Below are 19,598 nucleotides of genomic sequence, written 5' to 3'. Positions count from 1 at the left end.
GGTCAGCCGCGGACGGCGGTGACCGACTTGATCAGGCCGCCGAAGCGTTCATACCAGAGGCGCGAACCCGGGAAGTAGGCACGCATGTCGGTGATCGACAACAGCTCGACCGAGGCGGCGTTCGCGATCGCCTCGGGCAGGTTGCCGGCCCGGCCCGGGCTCAGCGGCCAGCGCCGGGTCACCTCGGCGCGGGCCCGCAGCGGCAGGAACTGCATGCCGGGGAACACCCAGTGCGGTTCCACCGGGAAGTAGCGGTACGGCGTCTGCACCCAGTGCCGGTCGGCCGAGCGGTGCACGACGTCGGCGAAGCGGCGGCGGGGCTCGTGGCCGCCGACGTGCTCGATCACCGAGTTCGACACGACCAGGTCGAACCGGCGTGACCGCAGGGCCGCCGGCGGGTCGCAGGCATCGCCGGTGAACGTCTCGAACCCCGGTTCGTCGAACGGCAGGAGGTTGAGGATCGTGACGGACGCCGGACGCACCGGGAAGCCGAGCCAGAACGGTGGCTCCCCACCGAGATCGAGCACGTGCATGGCGGCCAGGTCCGGGAACGCGGCGACGAGCTCCGCCGCCCGCCGGGACCGGAAACGGCGTGCTCCGGCCAGTCGTCCCCGCAGTTCGCGCCCGATAGCCATGATGCCTCCCGCACACGACGATAGCGCCCGGCGTTCGGATGACCAGATCGGACAGAACAGCTGTCCAGCCGGGACGGTCGCCGTCGGTAGCGTGGGATCCGCGACCGGACGATGGGGGACCACGTGTATGTGACGCTGCGCGACCGCCCGGGATCCGGCTCCCCGGGCCGGGACGTCGTCCGGCGGGTCTCCTCGACCGTCGTGCTGCTCGGCATCGTCAGCCTGCTCACCGACGTGTCGTCGGAGATGGTGGCGTCGGTGCTCCCGCTGTATCTGACCGCGGCCGTCGGGCTCAGCCCGATCGCGTACGGCTTCCTCGACGGGATCTACCAGGGGGTCAGCGCGTTCGTCCGGATCGCCGGCGGCTATGCCGGCGACCGCGGCGGGCAACCCAAATGGATCGCGGTCGTGGGGTACGCCGCGTCCGCGCTGAGCCGCGTCGCGATGCTCCCCGCCGCCGGGTTCGCCGCGATCACCGCCGTGGTGACCGCCGACCGGCTCGGCAAGGGCCTGCGCACCGCACCACGCGACGCGCTGATCGCCGAGGCGTCGGAGCCCAGCGCGCTGGGCCGCTCGTTCGGCGTGCACCGGGCGCTGGACACGTTCGGCGCCGCGATCGGCCCGCTGGTGGCGTTCGCGCTGCTGGCCTCGGTGCCGGGCAGCTACGACTCGATCTTCGTGGTGTCGTTCGCGTTCGCCCTCGTCGGCCTCGCCGTGCTGGTGCTGTTCGTGCCGAACCTGCGCACCGCCACCGGTGCCGCGCGGATCGGGCTGCGCCGGGCCATGCGCGCGGTGGCCGGCCGCCCGCTGCGCCGGCCGCTGGCCGCCGCCGGGCTGCTCGGCCTGCTGACCGTCGGCGACGGTTTCCTCTACCTGACGTTGCAGCAACGCGACGACATCGCGGCCGGTTACTTCCCGCTGCTGTACGTCGGGACCAACGTCGCGTACCTGGCCCTCGCGATCCCGCTGGGCCGCCTCGCCGACCGGGTGGGCCGCGCCCGGGTGCTGATCGCCGGGCACGGCGCGCTGTTCGCCTGCTACCTGCTCGCGGCGCTGCCGGTCGGCGGGATCGGGTTGACGATCGGTGTCCTGCTGCTGCTCGGGGTCTTCTACGCGGCCACCGACGGGGTGCTGCCCGCACTGATCAGCCGGCTCGTCCCGGCGCCGGCCCGGGGCAGCGGCATCGCGGCCGTCCAGACCGTGGTGGTGCTGGCCCGGTTCGCGTCCTCGGTGCTGTTCGGTGTGCTGTGGAGCGTGCAGGGGCCGGGACAGTCGCTGCTGCTGTTCGCGGCACTGCTGGTCGCGGCGGTGCCGGCGGCGGCCTGGCTGCTGAAGGGCGTGGGATGACGCCCCGGATCCGGCTCGCCTCGTTCGGCACGGTGGTGCTGCTCGCCGTGCTCGGCGCCGGTGGCTACGTCTGGCGGGTCCGGGCGGAACAGGCCCGGACGCTGCGCGACGCGCCGGTCGTCCCGACGCGCGACGACCTCGCCGCCGTCCGCGACGTGCCGCACCTGGTCTTCCGCAGCACCGCACTGGGTGAGGGCTACGGCAAGGTCGCGGCGGCACCGCTGAGCGACCCCGACGGCCCGCGGGCCTTCACCCCGGCGGCCTGCGAGCGGGTGTACGCGACCACGAGCGACGCGGTGTGCCTGACCGCCCAGCGCGGCCTGGTGACGACGTACCGGGCGCAGCTGCTCGACGCGTCGTGGGCGCGGGTCCGGGAGATGCCGCTGACCGGGATCCCGAGCCGCACCCGGCTGTCGCGCGACGGCGGGTACATCGCCACCACGACGTTCGTGTTCGGGGATTCGTACGCGAACCCGGGCCAGTTCTCGACGCGGACCGTCATCACCGGCACGGACGGCGCGGTCCTCGGCGACCTGGAGACGTTCCGGCTGATCGTCGACGGGCGCCCGGTGACCGCCGCCGACCGCAACTTCTGGGGCGTGACATTCGCCGGGGGAGACCGCTTCTACGCCACGGCGGCGTCCGGCGGGCGCACGTGGCTGGTCGAGGGCAGCCTCTCCCGGCGCACGGCCACCGCGCTGCACGGCGACGTCGAGTGCCCGTCGCTGTCGCCGGACGGGACCCGCGTCGCGTACAAGAAGCACGGCGACCTCCCGGCCGGGCAATGGCGCCTGGCCGTGCTCGACCTGCGGACCGGGACGCAGACCGTGCTGGCCGAGACCCGCAGCGTCGACGACCAGGCCGAATGGCTCGACGACCGGACCGTGCTCTACGGCCTCGCCCGGGACACCGCGGGCACCGCCACCAGCGACATCTGGCGGGTGCCGGCGGATGGTTCCGGCACCCCCCAGGTGCTCGTCCACGACGCGTGGTCACCCGCGGTCCTGCGCTGACGAAAGGAAGACCGATGACGCAACGACTCGACGGGTCGCGCGGCGACCTGCTCGTCTACGTCGCGAGCACCAGGTACGACGGCCCGGCCGGCACCGACCGGCACATCGCCGACGAGCTGTCCCGGATCACCCCGGTGCTGTACGTCGACCCGCCGGTGTCCGCGCTGACCCGGCTGCGCAACGCGGAACTCGCCCAGTCGTGGAACCTGCCACCGCTGGAGGTGCTGCGCCCCGGCCTGGCCCGGCTCGCCCCACGGGTCACCCCGGGCATGTACCGGCCCGGAACCCACCACCTGGTGCCGCCGCTCATGCGCCGGGCCATCCGCCGGGCCGTCGACCGCCTGCACAGCGAACCGGGTACGCCGGTGGCCGCGCTGGTCAGCACCCGGGTGGAGAACCTGCTCGGGGCGGTGCCGGCCCGGCGTACCCTCTTCTACGCCGCCGACGACCTCGTGGCCGGCGCCGACCTGCTCGGCATCCCCCGCGACCGGCTCGTCGCCCAGGAGGCGGCCGTGCTGCGCCGGGCCCAGGCGGTCGCGGCGGTGTCGTCGCCGCTGGGGGAGCGGTACACCGGGATGGGCTACCCGGCGACGGTGGTGCCCACCGGCTGCATGCCCCAGGCCTATGCCGGGGTCGAGACCGCGCCGGTCCCCGAGGACACCCCGCTGACCCGGCCGGTCGCCGGGTTCGTCGGCTACGTCAACGACCGCATCGACCTGGGCCTGCTGGAAGCGGTCGCGGACCGGGGCTGCACACTGCTGATCGTCGGCGCGGTGGCGGCCGGATACCAGTCGCAGCGGTTCACCGCGCTGGCCAGCCGGCCCAACGTGCACCACGTCGGCCCGAAGGCGTTCTCCGACCTGCCCGGATACCTGCGGGTCATCGACGTGGGGCTGACCCCGTACGCGGACACCGGGTTCAACCGGTCGAGCTTCCCGCTCAAGACCCTGGAATACCTCGCCGCCGGGCGGGACGTGGTGTCCACGCCGCTACCGGCCAACGAGTGGCTCGGCACCGATCTCATCACCGAGGCGGCCGGGCCCGTCGCGTACGCGGAAGCGGTCTGCCAGGCCCTGAACCGTCCCCGGACCGCCGAGATCGCCGCTCGCCGGCGGGCCTTCGCCGCCCGGCACAGCTGGGCGCACCGCGCCGGCGCCCTCGCCCGCCTGGCCTTCCTCCCTGGAGCGACCGCATGAGAGTCCTCGTCTTCCCGCACTCGCTGGAGATCGGCGGCAGCCAGATCAACGCCATCGAACTCGCCGGGGCGGTCCGCGACCTCGGCCACGAGGTGGCGGTGATCGGTGGCCCCGGCCCGCTGGTGGACCTGATCGCTCAGACCGGCCTCGAACACATCCCGCTGGCCCCCTACCACCGCAGGCCCGCCCCCTCGCTGGTCCGCCAGCTGCGGGCGCTCGTCCGGGAACGCTCCCTCGACGTCGTGCACGGCTACGAGTGGCCGCCGGCCATGGAAGCGGCCATGTCCGGTACGACCGCGGTCTGCACCATCATGTCGATGGCGGTGGCCCCGTTCCTGCCGGACTCCATGCCGCTGGTCGTCGGCACCGAGGCGCTGCGGCAGCACAGCGCGGCCCGCCGCCGGGGTGCCGTCCACCTCATCGAACCCCCGGTCGACGTGCACGCGAACGCCCCCGGTTTCCCGGTGGAGGAATTCCGCCGCACCCATGGCCTGGACGCTTCGATGGTGGACATCGCGGTGGTCAGCCGCCTGGTCCCGGAGCTGAAACTCGAGGGGGTCCTGGTCGCCATCGACGTGATCGGGGAGCTCGCCCGGACCCGGCCGGTCCGCCTGACCGTGGTCGGCGACGGCACCGCCCGGGCCGAGGTCGAACAGCGGGCCGCGGCGGCCAACGCCCGCGCCGGCCGTCGCGCGGTCGTGCTGACCGGCGAGCTCCGGGACCCCCGGGCCGCCTACGCGGCGGCGGACATCATGCTCGGCATGGGCAGTTCGGCGTTGCGCGCACTGTCGTTCGGGCGGCCGCTGGTGGTGCAGGGCGAGCGGGGATTCTGGGAACTGCTCACCCCGGACACCGTGGACCTGTTCCTGCAGCAGGGTTTTTACGGCCTCGGCGACGGCACGGGCGCGGCGGACCGGCTGACCGGGCACCTGGTCCGGTTGCTCGACGACGCTTCGCTGCGGGAGAAAATCGGCCGGTTCGGCCGGGACCTGGCGGTGGAACGCTTCAGCCTGGACCGGGCCGCGCGTACCCAGGTGGGCATCTACGAACAGGCCCTGGCCGGCCGGGGACTCCGCCCGGCGGAGGCGGCCCGATCGGCCGCCGGGCTGCTCGGTTACAAGGTCAACCGCAAGTGGGAAGCGGTCCGCGGCACCCAGCGCCGGGACGACTTCAATGCCGCCACCCTGGCCGGGCAGGCCCTGAAGCGCTGACACTTTGCTTCGAGTTCGAAGCGTGCTACGTTCTCCATGTGCTTCGAGATCGAAGCACATGGAGAACGGCCCGAAGCCAGGAGAAACCCGATGATTCCCGACGACGACCCGTCGCGCGCGCTGACCGTGGCGACGCCCGGCGATCCCGCGACACCGTTCGTGTCCCTGGTCGGCAACACGTACGCCATGCTGATCACCGGCGAGCAGACGAACGGGCAGTACTGCCTCATCGAGATGCGGGTGCCCGACGGTGGCGGCCCGCCCCCGCACCGGCACGACTTCGAGGAGATGTTCACCGTCCTCGAGGGAGAGCTCGAGTTCACGTTCCGCGGCGAGAAGCACCTCGTGCGGGCCGGCTCCACGGTCAACATCCCGGCCAACGCACCGCACAACTTCCGCAACGTCTCCGGGGCACCGGCCCGCATGCTGTGCATGTGCACCCCCGCCGGCCAGGACGAATACTTCCTGCGGATCGGCACCCCGGTCACCGGCTGGGACGCCCCGGCGCCCCGGTTGACGGCCGACGAGCAGGCCGCCCAGCGCGCCCGGGCCGCCGACCTGGCCGCGACGTACCGCAGCGAGTTCCTCTGACCTCAGCCGCTGTAGACCTTCTCGTAGCGCCCGCAGTACATGCCGACACCGTCCGGGTGGGCGCCGCCGAGGCCCTCGAAGGCGTGGCCGGACGGGCAGGAGTGCCGCCACAGCTCCCGCCCGAGGTGCAGGTCGACGGCGTAGATGCCGTCGGGTCCCGGGAACGCGAGGACACTGCCCCAGCGGACGGCCTTGAGCGTGCCCGCCGTGCCGTCGACCCGGTCGAGATCCTTGGTCCACAACCCGGTCCGGGGGCTGCCGACGGTGGTCGCGATCAGCCGCCATCGGCGGTCGGCGGGGATCCAGGCGGCCACGGTCAGCACGGCGGCGGTGTCCGGCGAGGTGACCCAGAACCGGCTGTCGAACGTCCATCGGGCGTCGCCCGGGAAGGTGATCTCGCCGGTGCGCCGGCCCTCGAGGTACACGGTCGCGGCGCGACAGCCGGTGCCGGTCTTCTTGACGAGTGCCAGCACCACGCGGTTGTCGTCGTTGCCGTGCCGCACCCCGCACTCCGCCGGGATGGGGCGGTCCCGATCGTCGAGCGTGACGCCGAGCGCCTCGGCATGACGAACGGCGCCGAGGTGCTGCTGCTCCCGCCATCGGTCGCGCACGACGGGGAAACCGAGCAGGGAGATCAGCGCGACGAGGACCGTGATCCCCGCAGCCCTGCGCCGCAGCCGTCCCGGGCGGCGGGGGACCGGTGACGCCGGCACCGCGATGACGGTCGCCGCCACCCGGCCGGCGCCCACCCGACCGGCGGCCGCCGGCCCGGTGGTGCGGCCCCGTTCCCGCTCGCGGAGGTGATCACGTTCGGCCCGGGCCGCGTCGTGGGTGAGGGCCGCCAGCGCCAGCCGCGCGGTCCGCGCGTGCTCGTGGTCCGGGATACCGGCCGTGACCCTGGTGGCGAGGATGAGGCGCAGCCACCAGGTCGGCATGTCACGCTGGGCACCGGCGTGCGCGTGCGGGACCTTCAGCGCGGCCGCGTCCAGAATCATCATGAGCAGCTGCGCGACGACCGCCGGCCGCCCGGGGTGCGCCCGCCTCGGCAGCTCGTCGACGGCGGCCATGGTGACCGGCACGAGGTCGTCCCAGCGCTCGGCGGCGGTGAGCAGGACCGCACACGCCTTCCCCGGACCGCAGGGGTGCGTGGCGTCCCGGCAGTTGTGCCGCGCCACCGTCCGGAGCACGTTGTGCTGGAACAGCTGCGTCACCGAGGCGAGGGCCGCGCTGTCACCCTCGGCCGCGCGCAGCGCCAGCTCGGTGAGGTGCCCGACCGAGACCTCCCGGCCCTGGAAGCACGCGGGCAGATGCGGTGCGAAGGTGGCGATGAACGTCCCCACCGCGGCCTCCGCCGAGGCGGTGTCGTCCGGGGCGCGGCGCAGGATCGTCCGCTCCAGGTTCCGGTCGTGGACGTCGTGACTGATCCACTCGTACAGGGCGGCCCGGGACTCGTCGGACCGGAACAGGGCGACCGCCTCGTCGCGGCGCCGGGCCATCGCCTCGGCCAGGTGGGTGGGCGTGGCCCGGTCCTCGCGGGCGAACTGGAACGGCGGGAACCGGGCGGCGAAGAATTTCGGGGTACGCGTCATCGCCGCCGCCGGGTGCTCCGGTACGGGACCGCCGGGCAGCGCCGCCGGCCGGTTCGCCGACCGGGCCACCAGCAGCGGCGTCTGCACCCCCGCGGCAAAATACGAGGGGGTCTGCCGGGTGGCCCGGCGGACCGCGTCGGAGGCGTACCGGTGCAGTTCGCCGGACTCGACCCAGCCGTCCCGGTCCAGGTCGGCCGCGCCGGTCCGCAGGCCCTCGATCACCACCTCGGTGAACACCGACGGGCGCGGCTCGTCGACGACCACGGATTCGCCCTCGTACGCCAGCTCGTACTCGTTGCAGGCGGTCAGGCACACGTACCCCCGGGAGATCTCACCGTCCAGCGGACGCGGTGACGTCTTCGCGAAGCCCCGGGCGAACGCGCCGCTGTAACAGCAGTCGAGCATGAGCAACCGGCCCCCGGCCGCGGTGCGCTCAAGGCATTCGGTGACGAAGGAGGCCGCGATCGCGGTGCCGGCCGGGCGCTGCGCCCACGTCGTCGTCGTGGCGAAGTACAACCGGCCGTGGATGTCCTGCAGGCCATGGCAGGAGAAGTAGACCAGCACCATGTCGTCCGGTGCGCGGTCGGCCGTCAGCTCGTCGAGCATCCGCCGCACCTCGTGATCGGCGGTGTTCTCCATCACGGTCACCTCGAACCCGCCGACCGCCGGGTCCCGGAGCACCGCGGCGAGGCCCCGGACGTCCTGCTCCGGGGAACGCAACTGCTCGAAGTACGGGTCCTCGTAGTCGCCGGCCGCCACCAGCAGGGCATAACGCCCCACCCTAGGCCTCGTCGACGGTCAGGACGGGCGCCCGGTCGTCGCGCCCGGCTCGGGCGAGGAACCCGTCGAGCGCCGCGGTGGTGTCGCGAGGTGAGGCGCCGTCGATGATCAGGGTGTCGTCGCCCAGCCGGAGCTCGATGCGGCGCCCACCCGCCCGGCGGACCGCGGCGACCAGGACCTGCGACATCGCCCGCAGGCCACCCGCGGAGACGAGCCCGGTGACCGCCACGGAGACCAGCGGCCCGGCGGCGCTCTTGGCGGACGGCTCGGTGCCGGCCCGCACCGGCACGCATGGCACCCCGGCCCGCGCCAGGTCAGCAAGGATCGAGCCGAGCAGCGCGGACTCACGGGTGGAGATAATCAGGTCACGCACAGTCATGAGGTCTCTCTGGTCAAGCGAGGTGAGGGCAGGTGCAACGATGGTCGGCTCCTACGCAGCGTCACAACGGTCTATCCAAGATCTGACAACCGACCCGCCACAATTGACACCATCGATCACCCACCGTGACCCCCACCTCTCCGTGGAGCCGAGCGAACTGACCATCGGCCGGGTCCGGCCGGCGGACGTCTTGGGCGCGGTGTGGGGAGGAACTCAGCCGACCGATCGCAGGCTGCGCAGGGAATCCCGGGAGCGGTATACCAGGGCGGCCATCACCGTGACGCCGATCAGGCCCATGACCGCGACCGCGAGCAGGTCGATGTGCAGGGCCCGGCCGGCGAGGTAGGCGAGGGCCGCCGCCAGTGCTCCGCCCAGGGCCGGGACCGCCAGGCGGCCGAGGAAGGCTGCCGCGGTGATGCCGGTACGGCGGAGTTCGTACAGGTAGATGGGCAGGACCACCAGCAGGCCGACGGCGAACTGGGCCGCCGCCGCCCCGGCCGAACCTCCCGAGTGGGCTCCCGCGTAGACCGCCGGGATCAGGACGAGCAGCCAGAGGACCTGGACGGTGAAGACCACGCGGGTGTCGGCGAGGACCACGAAATAGTCGTAGACCAGCTCGAAGACGATGCGCAGGGAGCCGAGCAGGGCCAGCCAGGGCAGGACCTGCGCGGCCGGGGCCCAGACCGTTCCGTACACGATGCGGATGAGGGGTTCGGCGGCGACCGCCAGCAGGACGCAGACCGGGACGGTGACCGACGCCAGCAGGCCCGCCGTGGACAGGAACGTGGTGCGCATGGCCGCCGGGTCGCCCTGGAGGCGGGCGAGGGCGGCCGGGGCGACCTGGCGGACCGGTTGGGAGAACATGGTGACCGGCCAGTTGGAGAGGTTGACCGCGAGGACGTAGAAGCCCAGCGGGACGGGTCCGAGCACCGCTCCGACGATGAGGCGGTCGAGGTTGGCGACCGCGAAGACCACGATGCTGGAGCCGGCCAGCGGCAGGCCGAAGCGGAGCAGGGCGCGGGCCGTGCCGTGGTCGAAGCCGGGGCGCAGGCCGGCCGGGGCGAACGCCGCGAGCAGGATGCCGCCGGCCACCGCGCCGGTGAGCTGGCCGACGGCCAGGCTCATGGCGCCGAGGCCGCCGAGGGCGCAGGTGATCGAGATGGCCGAGCCGAGCCAGGTGGTGACCTGGTCGGCGATCATTTTGCGGCCCTGCCGGAACTGCCGTTGCAACAGGGCCGCGGGGGCGGCCACGGCGCCGTTCACCAGGACACACAGGGCGAGGACGCGGACGACCGGAGTGGCCCCCGGGTCCCCCATCAGCTGGGCGAACGCGGGGGCGCCGAGGTAGCAGGCCGCGTACACGACGATGCTGGCGAGGATCGAGATGGTCGTGACCGTCGGCACGATCGCGCGGGGCTCGCCGGGCCAGCGCACGATGGCGAGGCTGACGCCGAGCTCGTTGAAGCTGAGCACGGCGAGCAGCGCGACCATCGCCACGGCGAAGGTGCCGAACTCGGCCGGCCCGAGGATCCGGGCCAGGGCGATGCCGATCGCCAGGGTCCCGAACCGGGCGAGTGCTGTGCTGGCGAAACTCCAGCCCAGCGCCCGCCCCGCGCGGGCGGCCAGCGGCTTGTCGTCGACCGTCGGTGACATCGCGTCCTGATTCTCTAGGCGGGCTGGAAGTACACGTCGACCCAGAAGTTGTGGTTGGTCGGCGATCCGGGGAAGTCGTTCGTGCCGTAGCCGTACATGCCGCCGCCCTGGGGCACCCGCAGCGGCGCCGCGACCACACCCGCGGCCGCGAAATCGTTGGTGGTGACCGCGTAGCGGCCGGCCGCCGTGTGATAGCTCACCACGTAGGTCTGCCCGGCGGTCACCGTCAGGGGTGTCGGGAAGCGGACCGTCTGCCAGCCGGACGCGGTCTCCTGGGTGAACGGCGCCGAGCCGAGCGGACTGCCGTCGGCCGTCCACAATGAACCGGTGTGGGTGCCGATGTTGCCGGAGTCCTTGTAGAAGCGCATTCCGGTGATGGTGCCGTCGACGTCCGGGATGAACTTCATGCCCACGTTGATCGGGGCGTCGTCGTCACTGCCGGCGGTGGCCGGGGTGGCGGACGGCCCGAACACGGTGGCGCCGGTCGGTGGGCCGCCCGGTGCCGGGTCCGGTGCCGGGGAGGGCAGGAACAGCGGATCCACCCAGTAGTTCGCCGCGCCGTACGAGGCGGTCGGGAACCCGCTCGAACCGTACCGGTAGACGCCGTTCTCGCCGCCCGGTGCCCGCAGCGGCCCGTTGGTCCAGGGGGCCGGGAAGAAGTTCGACGTGTACGCGTACCCGCCGTTGGGGGCGAAGTACGAGAGCACATAGCTCCCGCCGGCCTCGACGTCGACCGGGGTGTCGAACGCCGCGGTCTGCCAGCCGTTGCCGGAGCCGGGCCCGAACGTGACCTGCCGCATGACGTCGCCGCCCGCGGACCAGAGCGTGCCGGTGTGGGTGCCGGTGTTGCCGGGGCCCTGGTAGTACCGCAGGCCGATGATCTTGCCACCGGTGAGCGGGACGAACCGCACGCCCACCTCCACCGGCGAGGCGTCGTCACCGCTGGCCACCTCCGGCACCGCGTCGGTCGCGAAGAGCTTCTGCACCGACGCGTTCAGGTCGATGGTGAACGTCCACCCGATCGGTTCCTCGGTGGTGATGCCGTTGGTGTCGGTCGCGGTGACCGTGGCGTGGTACGTGGTCGCCGCGGTGAACGGCGCCGCCGGGGTGAACGTGGCGGTCTTGCCCGGCGCGCTGTATGCCACGGTCCCGGCGACCGGGTTGCCGGCCGCGTCCTCGACCTGGAACGAGATGGTCGACGCGACGATCGACTTGGTGAACACCACCGACGGGTGGACCGCCGGGGCCACCCCGCTCGCGTTGTCGAGCGGCGTGGTCACCACCGGGGACGGCGGCGCGTTCTCGCTGGAGATGAACTGCACGTCGACGTAGTAGTTGCTGCCGGCGTACGTACGGGTGGGGAAGCCGGCCCCGTACCCGAAGACGCTGTTGCCCCCGGCCGACGCGGAGCGCGGTGCCCTGAGCGGTGCCGCGTTCCAGTCGGTGAGGCTGAACGCCAGGGCGTCGGCCGCGTAGTGGCCGACCGGCGCGTAGTACGACGCGATGTACGTCGTGTCCGGCTGCACCTCGTAGGGCCGGGAGAACTTGAGCGTCTGCCAGCCCGCCGAGCTCTCGCCGGTGAACGTGCCGGTGATCAGGCGGTTGCCGTCGGCCGACCAGAGGCTGCCGGTGTGCGTGCCGGTGTTCCCGGCGCCCTTGTAGAAGCGCACCGCCGTGACGAAGCCCGGCACGTCGGGTACGAACTTGACGCCGAGTTCCAGCGCGGTGCCGTCGCTCGCCGAGGTGTTGGCCGGGATCCGCTCGCCGAACAACGTGTTCTTGCCGGTCAGCGTGAACTGCCGGGTGGCCGGGCTGCCCAGGTTGACGCTGTCGTCGATGGCCCGGGCCCGGATCACCTGCGCGCTGAGGCCGGAGGTGTGGAACGAGTAGGACCACGCGGTGGTGCCGGTTGCCGGGTGCCAGGTGGCGCCCGCGTCGGTGGAGACCTCGACGCCGGCGACCCGGCCACCGACGTCGGCCGCCGTGCCGGAGACGGTCACCTTGGCGCCGTTGGCCACGGTGGTGGTGGCGGCCGGGGACGTGATGGCGATCGTCGGGGCGGTCGTGTCGGCCGAGGGGACCGCCGCGTGCATCCCGGTCATCAGGGTGTCCGGTTGCACGTTCATGTCGGCGAACAGGTTGATGGTGGCCTGCTGCATGCGGACGTCGACGGGGGAGACCGCGCCGTCGTGGTACGTGTCCAGGCCCCACGCCCACTGGATGGTGCCGGCCGAGAACACCAGCGCGTTGCTGGGCGCCCGGTACAGCGTCATGGAGTGGGTGGTGGTGCCCGCCGCGACCTGCTTGCCGAAGTCGAGCAGGTACTCCGGGGTGGGCCCGGTGGTGGTGGACAGCCGGATCAGCCCGGCCGGCCGGAAACCGTTGTCGAGGTCCTCGTTCGACTCGTACCCGACGGTGTGCGGTGCGAGCGTCGCGATCCCGGACGTCAGGTCGGCGACCGTGGTGTCCCGCCACAGCCGGTACTTGCCCTGCGCCGCGGGCACGGTCATCGGCAGGTCGGTCGAGTTCGCCATGTACGCCGTACCGATGAGCGCGTTCTCGGGCTGCCCGCCACCGTTGGCCGGTGGGCTGAACCGGGGATCACGCCACGTCCCGGTCCACTCGTCGGTGGGGTCGAGCGTGTCGGTCTCCGCCCAGGTCTCCTTGTAACAGACCAGGGTCCGGTACGCCGTGCTGGTCCCGGCCGTGCTCGGCTCCCAGCGGGTCCGCCAGTAGACGTCGTTGCCGCTGAAGAACGCCAGGTGCACCCCGGCGTCGCGGGCGGCCTCGACGTTAGCGCGGTGCGGCGCCGACCAGTACTCGTCGTGACCGTTGGCGATGAAGACCTTGTGGTTCTTGATGAGCTGCCCGCGCCGGTCGCTGTCGACATCGGTCGTGTAACTGACGTCGTAGCCGTTGCGCTCCAGGAACCTCAGCATCGGGTACTCGGCGCTGAACAGGAAGTCGCGGCCCTCCATGGCGCCGCGGGTGGCGAACGGGCGGTTGTAGCTCAGTTTGTACGCCCGGCCGTTCTCGCCGCCCTCGTAGAAGTCGGCGCCGCCGTACAGGTTGTAGGCCTGCCAGGTGGCGTCCGAGGTCTGGAAGAACAGGTCCGAGGTGCCGGTGTCGTTGCGCACGACGAACGTGATGTGGCTGGCGCCGCCGGTGTCCGGGCGGGTCAGCTTGGCGATGTAGATGCCGGACACCTGGTTCGCCGGCACCGTCCACGATGCCGAGACGCCCCACGCGCCGCAGTCGTAGATGCTGGTGGTGGCGTTGGTGGCGCAGGGGCCCTGGTTGTTCGACACCGGCACGTTCGGGGTCAGCGTCGTGATGCTGCGCGCCCCGTCACCCCCGTACCAGCCGAGCCGGAACACCTGCACGGTGAACGCGGTGGCGTCAGTTCTGATCTTGAAGTTGATCGGCGACCCGGCGTTCACGCTGATGTCGTTCGCGAAGCCCTGGATCGTGTCGTCGCCGGCGCCCAGGATGTCCCAGTCCTCCGCCGGCGAGCCGTCCTTGCTGTTCTCGCAGACGATCGGGTTCAGCACCGGTGCGCACGGATCGGTCGTCACGGCCGCACCCGCCGCGGCCGGGATCGACGCCACGGCCGCGACCAGGCTGAGCAGGCACAGCCTGGAAAGTATTCTCCGGGTCAACAATTTCGGTATCCCCATGTCAGCTCCCCCACTCGGTCGATCCCCAAGTGAAGGTAAGCCCGGTGAACACCCGCGGTGCTCCGCCATTCGGGCCGTTCTCAGCGCGCTGCGGTCCATTGTCGGCAATTGGTCAGATCAACAGTGAGCGCCCTCGATATTTACCATTGTCATTCATTGCGAGAGGCGCGAGGACAATGTGGTACGCACCACGCGAGCCGGGTGGGTCAGCCGCCAGACCGTGCCGGTGAGACCGATCATCAGGCCCACGACCATGGTGTACGTGCTGAAACTGAGCGAATCGAAGAAGGCCGCCACCACCAGGGCGATGATCTGTGCGGCGATCAGAGCCGCGCACAAGTGACGATCTTCCGTGCTCGTGGAGCGGCGCAGTGAAATGAGCGCGAGAGAGATCGCGGTCAGGTGCAGCAGGGCGAGCACCGTCACCCCGACAATGCCGGTGCTCAGCGCCTGAGCCAGCCACTGATTGTCCAGGAATTGGTACTGCGGAGAGATCCAGGTGCCCGTGCCCCGGCCGAACCAGGGGCGTTGGGAGAAGTAGTAGCCCACCATTTCGTACCGTTTCGTGCGGGCGGTGATGCTCGAATCCTCACCGGCATTCGCGAAGAGATCGACCAGGGTGTTGGTGAGCGACGGCCGCACCACCATCAGGCCGGCCACGAGGGCCGCGCCGACCGCCGCCATGTTGTAGCGCATCCGCCAGCTCCACACCGGGACCATCACCAGCAGCGCCAGCCCGACCGCGACGAAACCGGTGCGCGAGACGGTCGCCGGGATCGCCCCCGCGATGAGCACCGCCGCCACGATGAACAGCTGCCGGGTGCGCGGGTGCGGGGCGAAGCGGGCGAAATGGATGGCGAACGGCAGGGTGATCGCCATGACGGTGCTGAACTCGATGTAGTGCGTCATGGTGCTCGCCACCCGGATCGCACCACCGCGCTGCTCGAAGCCGGGCACGACGCCGTTGGAGGACAGCCCGGGAATGGCGATGTACTGCGTGACGTCGAGCCAGAACACGAACTGTACGAGGCCGAGGAGCCCGGCGATCGCGGAGCACCAGACCAGCACCCGCAGGACGCCGCGCAGCCGGTCCCAGTTGGGGATGCCGTCAGCGGCGGTGAGGATGACGCCGGTGAACCCGATCGCGGCGAGCAGCGCCCGGTCGGCGCCGTTGGCCTCCATCGCGCTCAGGCCCCGCCAGTACCCCGCGGCGTACGAGATCAGCAGCGCGACCATGTAGAGCAGGACCATCCAGCGCATCGGCTGCGGCCCGCCCACCATGAGGCGGGGGTTGAACCGCACCAGGACCCACCAGCACCACAGCACGATACCGAGCAGCACCGCCGGGCGGCCCACCTCGCTGAGGCTCGGCAGGATCAGCCGGGCCGGGATCAGCAGCAGCAGGACGACCATGATGCTCAGCAGCCCGGCGGCGTCGATCCGGGTGAACCGGCGCCGGGTCGCGTACGTCCCGGCGTCGACGTGGGACGGCTCGAGGTCGGTCGGGTGCACGGACACGCTCAATGGCGTTTGCTGCCGTTCTTGACCTGCCAGCTCGCGGGCAGGACGACGGTGTCCTCACCGGGCTGCCGCGGGATCACCTGCGTCTCGTCGCCGGGACGTGGCTTCTCCTCGACCTTGACGGCCTTCGCCGCCGCGTCCTTGCCGGGCGGGGCGGACGGCGCGGCCGGGGCTGGGGCTTGGGCCGGGGCTGGGGCCGGTGGCCGTTTGATGGTCACGGCCGCCGCGACGGACGCCGGCGGCACCTTCTCCACGACGAAGTCCGGCTCGGGCTCCCTGCGGTTGCGGCGACGGCGGCGCAACACGGCGTCCGCCGCGACGGTCAGCGCGGTCGCCAGCAGCACGCCGACACCGGCCACCGCGATCAGCGCCCGCTTGATCTTGGAGGTGGATTCCTCGATGTTGTCGCCCATGTCGAGCCGGCGGGCCGTGATCATCTGGTCCTTGGGCGCGCCGTACTCCTTCTGCAGCGTCAGCACCGTGTCCGAGAAGTGCTTGACCAGCCGTTCGGTCGTCTGGATCGACTGGGTCTCGTCGTCGCCGATGACCTCGAACGTCACGATCGGCAGCTGCGGGTCCTGGACCGCGGTGAAGTCGTCGCTGAACCCGGCCTGCTCCAGCTGCTTGACCACCTTCTGATCCTGTACGGAGATCATGGCGGCCTTGGTCAGCGACGCGAGCCCGAGATCGAGCCACGGGTTGCGCGCGGACGCCTTCGTGTCGTCGGTGGCCTTCGGCGTGATCGCGGGTGGCACCAGCTGCACGTAGCTGGTCGCGACGTAGTCGGGCTCGACCCGCGACGCGACATAGAGAGTGGCTCCGACCGCCACGAGGAACAGGGGTACGGAGACATACCAGCGCCGGAACATCAGCTTGGTGAGGTCCCAAAAATCCACTTCAGCCCCGCTGTCGATGTCGTGTTTCGCAAGTGGACGAACGTCAAGTCTTGCCCCGTGGACCGCGGCGTGACAAGTCAGCCTGACGGGCGGATCCGGTAGACGTGATAGCTGAATTCCTCGGCGAACGTGTCGGTGAAAGCGCCCATGGTGATGGGCAGCTTCCGGTTCTCGAACAGCACCTCGGCCTCGGTCCCGGACAGTCCGAGCGGGAGGGTCAGCTTCTGCTCGCCGGTCCCGCCGGTGCGCCCCGGCATCGCGAACACGTAGTACGACCCGTCGTGCGCCTTGAGCATCGTGTCGAGGCCGTCGGCGAACCTCCACTCGTACGACGGGGAGTTGAGCACCGGGGCGAGGCTGGTGACGCGCCGGTTGAGCTCGGTCACCACCGGGCGTACCGCGTCGCCGCAGGCGTCCCTGAGCACGTGCTGGGAGACGCACGGGCCGCCGAAGTTGTGGTTGAAGTAGAGCACCCCCCGCGCCTCGTGGATCAGGGAGTTGACCACCGCCCCGGCGGTCTGTTCCGGCGTGATGGTCGGCGCGGTGCTCTGCTCGAACGGGTGCCCGACCTCGACGAACGCGTACACCGGCTGGCGTCTGCCGTCCATCGCGTCGATCTCGCGCATCCGGTCCATCGTCAGCCCGTAGTTGGCGGCCCGGCGGCAGGTGCTCGCCGTGATGCCCAGCCGCGGCCCCTCCGACGCCGAGTAGCAGACGTTCGGGTCGGTGTACCAGTAGATGTCGTTGGACACCACGGTCGTGTACCCGTTCACGAACTTGCTCGCGTCGGCGTCGGACTGCCAGAACATGACGCCCTTGCCGAAGTTGGCGTACCTCATCCGGCCGTCTCCGGACGGCAGACCGGCCGACAGTCTCGTCATCACGTCGAAGCCGCAGTCGGTCTTTCCCGAGGCGCAGACGTCGCCCTCGCCGGGATACTTGCCGGTCCACTTCCCGGCACCGGCGCCGGCCCACATGTCGACCTCGTCGTTGATGATCCAGGCGGTCGTCTCCGCGCCGCTGTCCGGGCGCCGGTCCGCGGTCATCGCGTGCATACCGGCGCGTTCGATGAGACCCATGTCGGAATCCGCGGTGAGCATCACGTACGTGTTGAGCCCGGCCGCCTTGTCCTTGTCGACGTCCTCCTGTGCCTGCACGCCCTCGTACCAGACGCCGATCGGGAAGAAGTCCGGGTCGGTCCAGCTCGCCGCCTTGCCGACGGGGAACGTGGCGTAGTACTCCGGGCCGCCCTCCCAGGGGATCGGCGGCAGGTCCAGGACATCGCGTACGGCCTGGGGCGGCACGCTCGGCGACATGAGCCCGGTGAAGACCACGTCGACCCAGTAGTTGCTCTCGCTCGCGGTCCGCGCCGGGAAGCCCCCGTCGCCGTACTCGAAGACCCCGGCACCGACGGTGCTCAGCGGGCCGGCCTCGGCGGCGCGGTCGGCGAAGTAGTTCTGCGAGACCCGGTAGCCGGTGGTGTGGTACGAGACGACGTACTCACGTCCCGGCTCCACGGCGAGCGGCTCGGTCAGCGGCACCTGCTGCCATCCGGAGCCGGCGGCCTCGGTCGCGGTGCCGGTGGCCAGTCTGTCCCCGTTGCCGCTCCACACGCTGACCGTGTGCGGGCCGCCGCCGTCGGTCAGGAACCGCACCGCGGTCAGCTGACCGGCGCTGCGCGAGGTGAACCGCAGGCCCAGCTCGACCGGGCGGGCGTCCGGGCCGGTGGTGGCGCCGGAGCCGTCCGTGGCGCCGAAGAACGAGTAGCTCGGCACCGCCGCCACCGGCGCGGGCCCCTCGCCACCCCGCCACCACGCCACGGCGACGCCGGTGACCAGCAGGAGCAGCACCGCGGCGGCGGTGAAGACGATCTTCCCCCGATGAGCGATGGTCATCCGCTCTGGTCGACCCTCGACTCGGCCGCCCGGCGCTGAGCCGGGACGACAGCGGCCGGCGGGACGACAGCGGGCGAGGCCGGGGCGGCCGGGGCGGCCGGGGCGGCGCGTCCCCAGCCGGAGCGGACGTCCCAGGACGCGGACCGGCGTTTGCGTTCGGCGAGCAGCACGACGGCGACGTACACGACCGCCGCGGGCGCGAGCCAGGGGGCCCGCAGCACCACGTTGCGCATCCAGGACGTGGTGCTCGATCCGGCGACCGGGCCGGGCAGCTCCCCGAAACCGTCCGGCGCCGACGCCACGAACCGCCAGAACTCGGCGTTGCCGTCGCGCGAGCGGGCCAGCCGGCGCACGAGCTCGCCGCCGGTGCGCGGGGCGAGCACGCTGATCGGGGCGTCGATCTCGGCCTTCTCGCCCGGGGCCACGACCGCGTCGACGAGCATGTCGTCGGCGGTGATGTCGGGGAAGCGCGGGAACCGGGCCCGGGCCGTCGCGGAGATCGCGATGACGCCGCGGCCGAACAGGCGCCCGCGGAAGATCGGCAGCCGGCTGTTGATGGCGTAGTACGCGCGCACCGGCAGCGTGCTCGACGACGTGTCGACCACCGGCCGGGGCACCGCGCCCTCGACGCCCGGCCGCTCGACCGCGTCGGCCAGCTTCCGGATGAGGGGTATGTCGGCGGGGGAGTCGGCGTCCATGTAGACGCGCACGGTGCCGGTGGCGATCCGGTCGGCGGCGTTGAGGGCCGCGGCCTTCGACGGCGTGGCGATCTCGACCACGTGGACGTCGAAGGTGCGGGCGATCTCGGCCGTCCGGTCGGTGCATCCGTTGGCGGCCACGACAATCTCCATGTCGGAGCCTTTTTCCACCGGATCGGTCAATGTGCGCAAGACGGTGCCGATCCCCGCTTCCTCATTGAAAGCGGGCACGATGACACTGATTCGCATGCCGTGAAGCATCCGTCCCGGATCAGACCGGAACAACCGGTCGAAAGGACGAGGGTGCTATCGCATAGATGACAGACTGTGCACCCATTCGTCTCTCTGTCCACATCGGCTTCGCCGGTACCTTGCACCTGTGAAGGTCTCTCAGGAAACCTCGGAAACCCTTGTCCGGCAACGGAAAACCGTACCTCTTGCAGGCATTGGATTTGATCCACTCCGCGAGGCAGATGTCATTGATCTTGTGCTGGCGGAGCAGTCCGCCGGCCGTGGC

14 protein-coding genes are annotated in these 19,598 nt (G+C 71.5%); 5 read left to right on the top strand and 9 right to left on the bottom strand.

Annotated features, from left to right (window positions below):
- Window positions 1-2 precede the first annotated feature (2 nt).
- Window positions 3-635, bottom strand: a complete 633-nt coding sequence (locus tag ACIA6A_RS35280; RefSeq protein WP_396102341.1) for a class I SAM-dependent methyltransferase — start codon at window positions 633-635, stop codon at window positions 3-5.
- 111 nt (window positions 636-746) lie between these two features.
- Between ACIA6A_RS35280 and ACIA6A_RS35275 the strand changes: the two genes are divergently transcribed.
- The 5 genes from ACIA6A_RS35275 to ACIA6A_RS35255 all read left to right on the top strand — a co-directional run bounded on the left by ACIA6A_RS35275 (window position 747) and on the right by ACIA6A_RS35255 (window position 5,993).
- Window positions 747-1,982, top strand: coding sequence for an MFS transporter (locus ACIA6A_RS35275; RefSeq protein WP_396102340.1), 1,236 nt, complete (start codon window positions 747-749; stop codon window positions 1,980-1,982).
- Complete coding sequence (locus ACIA6A_RS35270) at window positions 1,979-2,995, top strand: TolB family protein (protein ID WP_396102339.1); 1,017 nt, start codon at window positions 1,979-1,981, stop codon at window positions 2,993-2,995. Before ACIA6A_RS35275 ends, ACIA6A_RS35270 begins: the two co-directional genes overlap by 4 nt.
- Window positions 2,996-3,009: 14 nt before the next feature.
- Window positions 3,010-4,191 carry a glycosyltransferase gene (locus ACIA6A_RS35265; protein ID WP_396102337.1) on the top strand — a complete coding sequence of 394 codons (1,182 nt, stop codon included), beginning with the start codon at window positions 3,010-3,012 and terminating at the stop codon, window positions 4,189-4,191.
- Window positions 4,188-5,402, top strand: coding sequence for a glycosyltransferase family 4 protein (locus ACIA6A_RS35260; RefSeq protein WP_396102336.1), 1,215 nt, complete (start codon window positions 4,188-4,190; stop codon window positions 5,400-5,402). The genes ACIA6A_RS35265 and ACIA6A_RS35260 overlap by 4 nt, the downstream gene beginning before the upstream one ends.
- A gap of 90 nt (window positions 5,403-5,492) precedes the next feature.
- Window positions 5,493-5,993: a cupin domain-containing protein gene (locus ACIA6A_RS35255; RefSeq protein ID WP_396102335.1), complete on the top strand. Its 501-nt coding sequence runs from the start codon at window positions 5,493-5,495 to the stop codon at window positions 5,991-5,993.
- A 2-nt stretch (window positions 5,994-5,995) separates the two neighbouring features.
- On the opposite strand, the gene ACIA6A_RS35250 is transcribed toward ACIA6A_RS35255, so the two are convergent.
- The 8 genes from ACIA6A_RS35250 to ACIA6A_RS35215 form a co-directional block, all read right to left on the bottom strand.
- Window positions 5,996-8,362 (bottom strand): caspase domain-containing protein, encoded by a 2,367-nt coding sequence (locus ACIA6A_RS35250; protein ID WP_396102334.1) that lies wholly within the window; start codon window positions 8,360-8,362, stop codon window positions 5,996-5,998.
- A gap of 1 nt (window position 8,363) precedes the next feature.
- The gene (locus ACIA6A_RS35245) at window positions 8,364-8,741 is read right to left on the bottom strand and encodes a hypothetical protein (protein ID WP_396102333.1); all 378 of its coding nucleotides are present in this window, start codon (window positions 8,739-8,741) and stop codon (window positions 8,364-8,366) included.
- A 213-nt stretch (window positions 8,742-8,954) separates the two neighbouring features.
- Window positions 8,955-10,394, bottom strand: a complete 1,440-nt coding sequence (locus ACIA6A_RS35240) for a lipopolysaccharide biosynthesis protein (protein WP_396102332.1) — start codon at window positions 10,392-10,394, stop codon at window positions 8,955-8,957.
- A gap of 14 nt (window positions 10,395-10,408) precedes the next feature.
- On the bottom strand, window positions 10,409-14,071 hold the full coding sequence (locus ACIA6A_RS35235) for a DUF4082 domain-containing protein (RefSeq protein WP_396102331.1): 3,663 nt from the start codon (window positions 14,069-14,071) through the stop codon (window positions 10,409-10,411).
- Window positions 14,072-14,224: 153 nt separating this feature from the next.
- The gene (locus tag ACIA6A_RS35230; protein WP_396102330.1) at window positions 14,225-15,589 is read right to left on the bottom strand and encodes an O-antigen ligase family protein; all 1,365 of its coding nucleotides are present in this window, start codon (window positions 15,587-15,589) and stop codon (window positions 14,225-14,227) included.
- A 2-nt stretch (window positions 15,590-15,591) separates the two neighbouring features.
- Window positions 15,592-16,488, bottom strand: coding sequence for a hypothetical protein (locus tag ACIA6A_RS35225; RefSeq protein WP_396102329.1), 897 nt, complete (start codon window positions 16,486-16,488; stop codon window positions 15,592-15,594).
- Between the two features lie 77 nt (window positions 16,489-16,565).
- Window positions 16,566-18,383 carry a DUF4082 domain-containing protein gene (locus ACIA6A_RS35220; protein ID WP_396102328.1) on the bottom strand — a complete coding sequence of 606 codons (1,818 nt, stop codon included), beginning with the start codon at window positions 18,381-18,383 and terminating at the stop codon, window positions 16,566-16,568.
- Complete coding sequence (locus ACIA6A_RS35215; protein ID WP_396102327.1) at window positions 18,380-19,330, bottom strand: glycosyltransferase; 951 nt, start codon at window positions 19,328-19,330, stop codon at window positions 18,380-18,382. The genes ACIA6A_RS35220 and ACIA6A_RS35215 overlap by 4 nt, the downstream gene beginning before the upstream one ends.
- Between the last annotated feature and the right edge of the window lie 268 nt (window positions 19,331-19,598).

This window comes from Actinoplanes sp. NPDC051494, from assembly GCF_044454705.1.
Lineage (GTDB): Bacteria > Actinomycetota > Actinomycetes > Mycobacteriales > Micromonosporaceae > Actinoplanes.
This window is presented reverse-complemented; position numbering and strand designations above follow the sequence as displayed.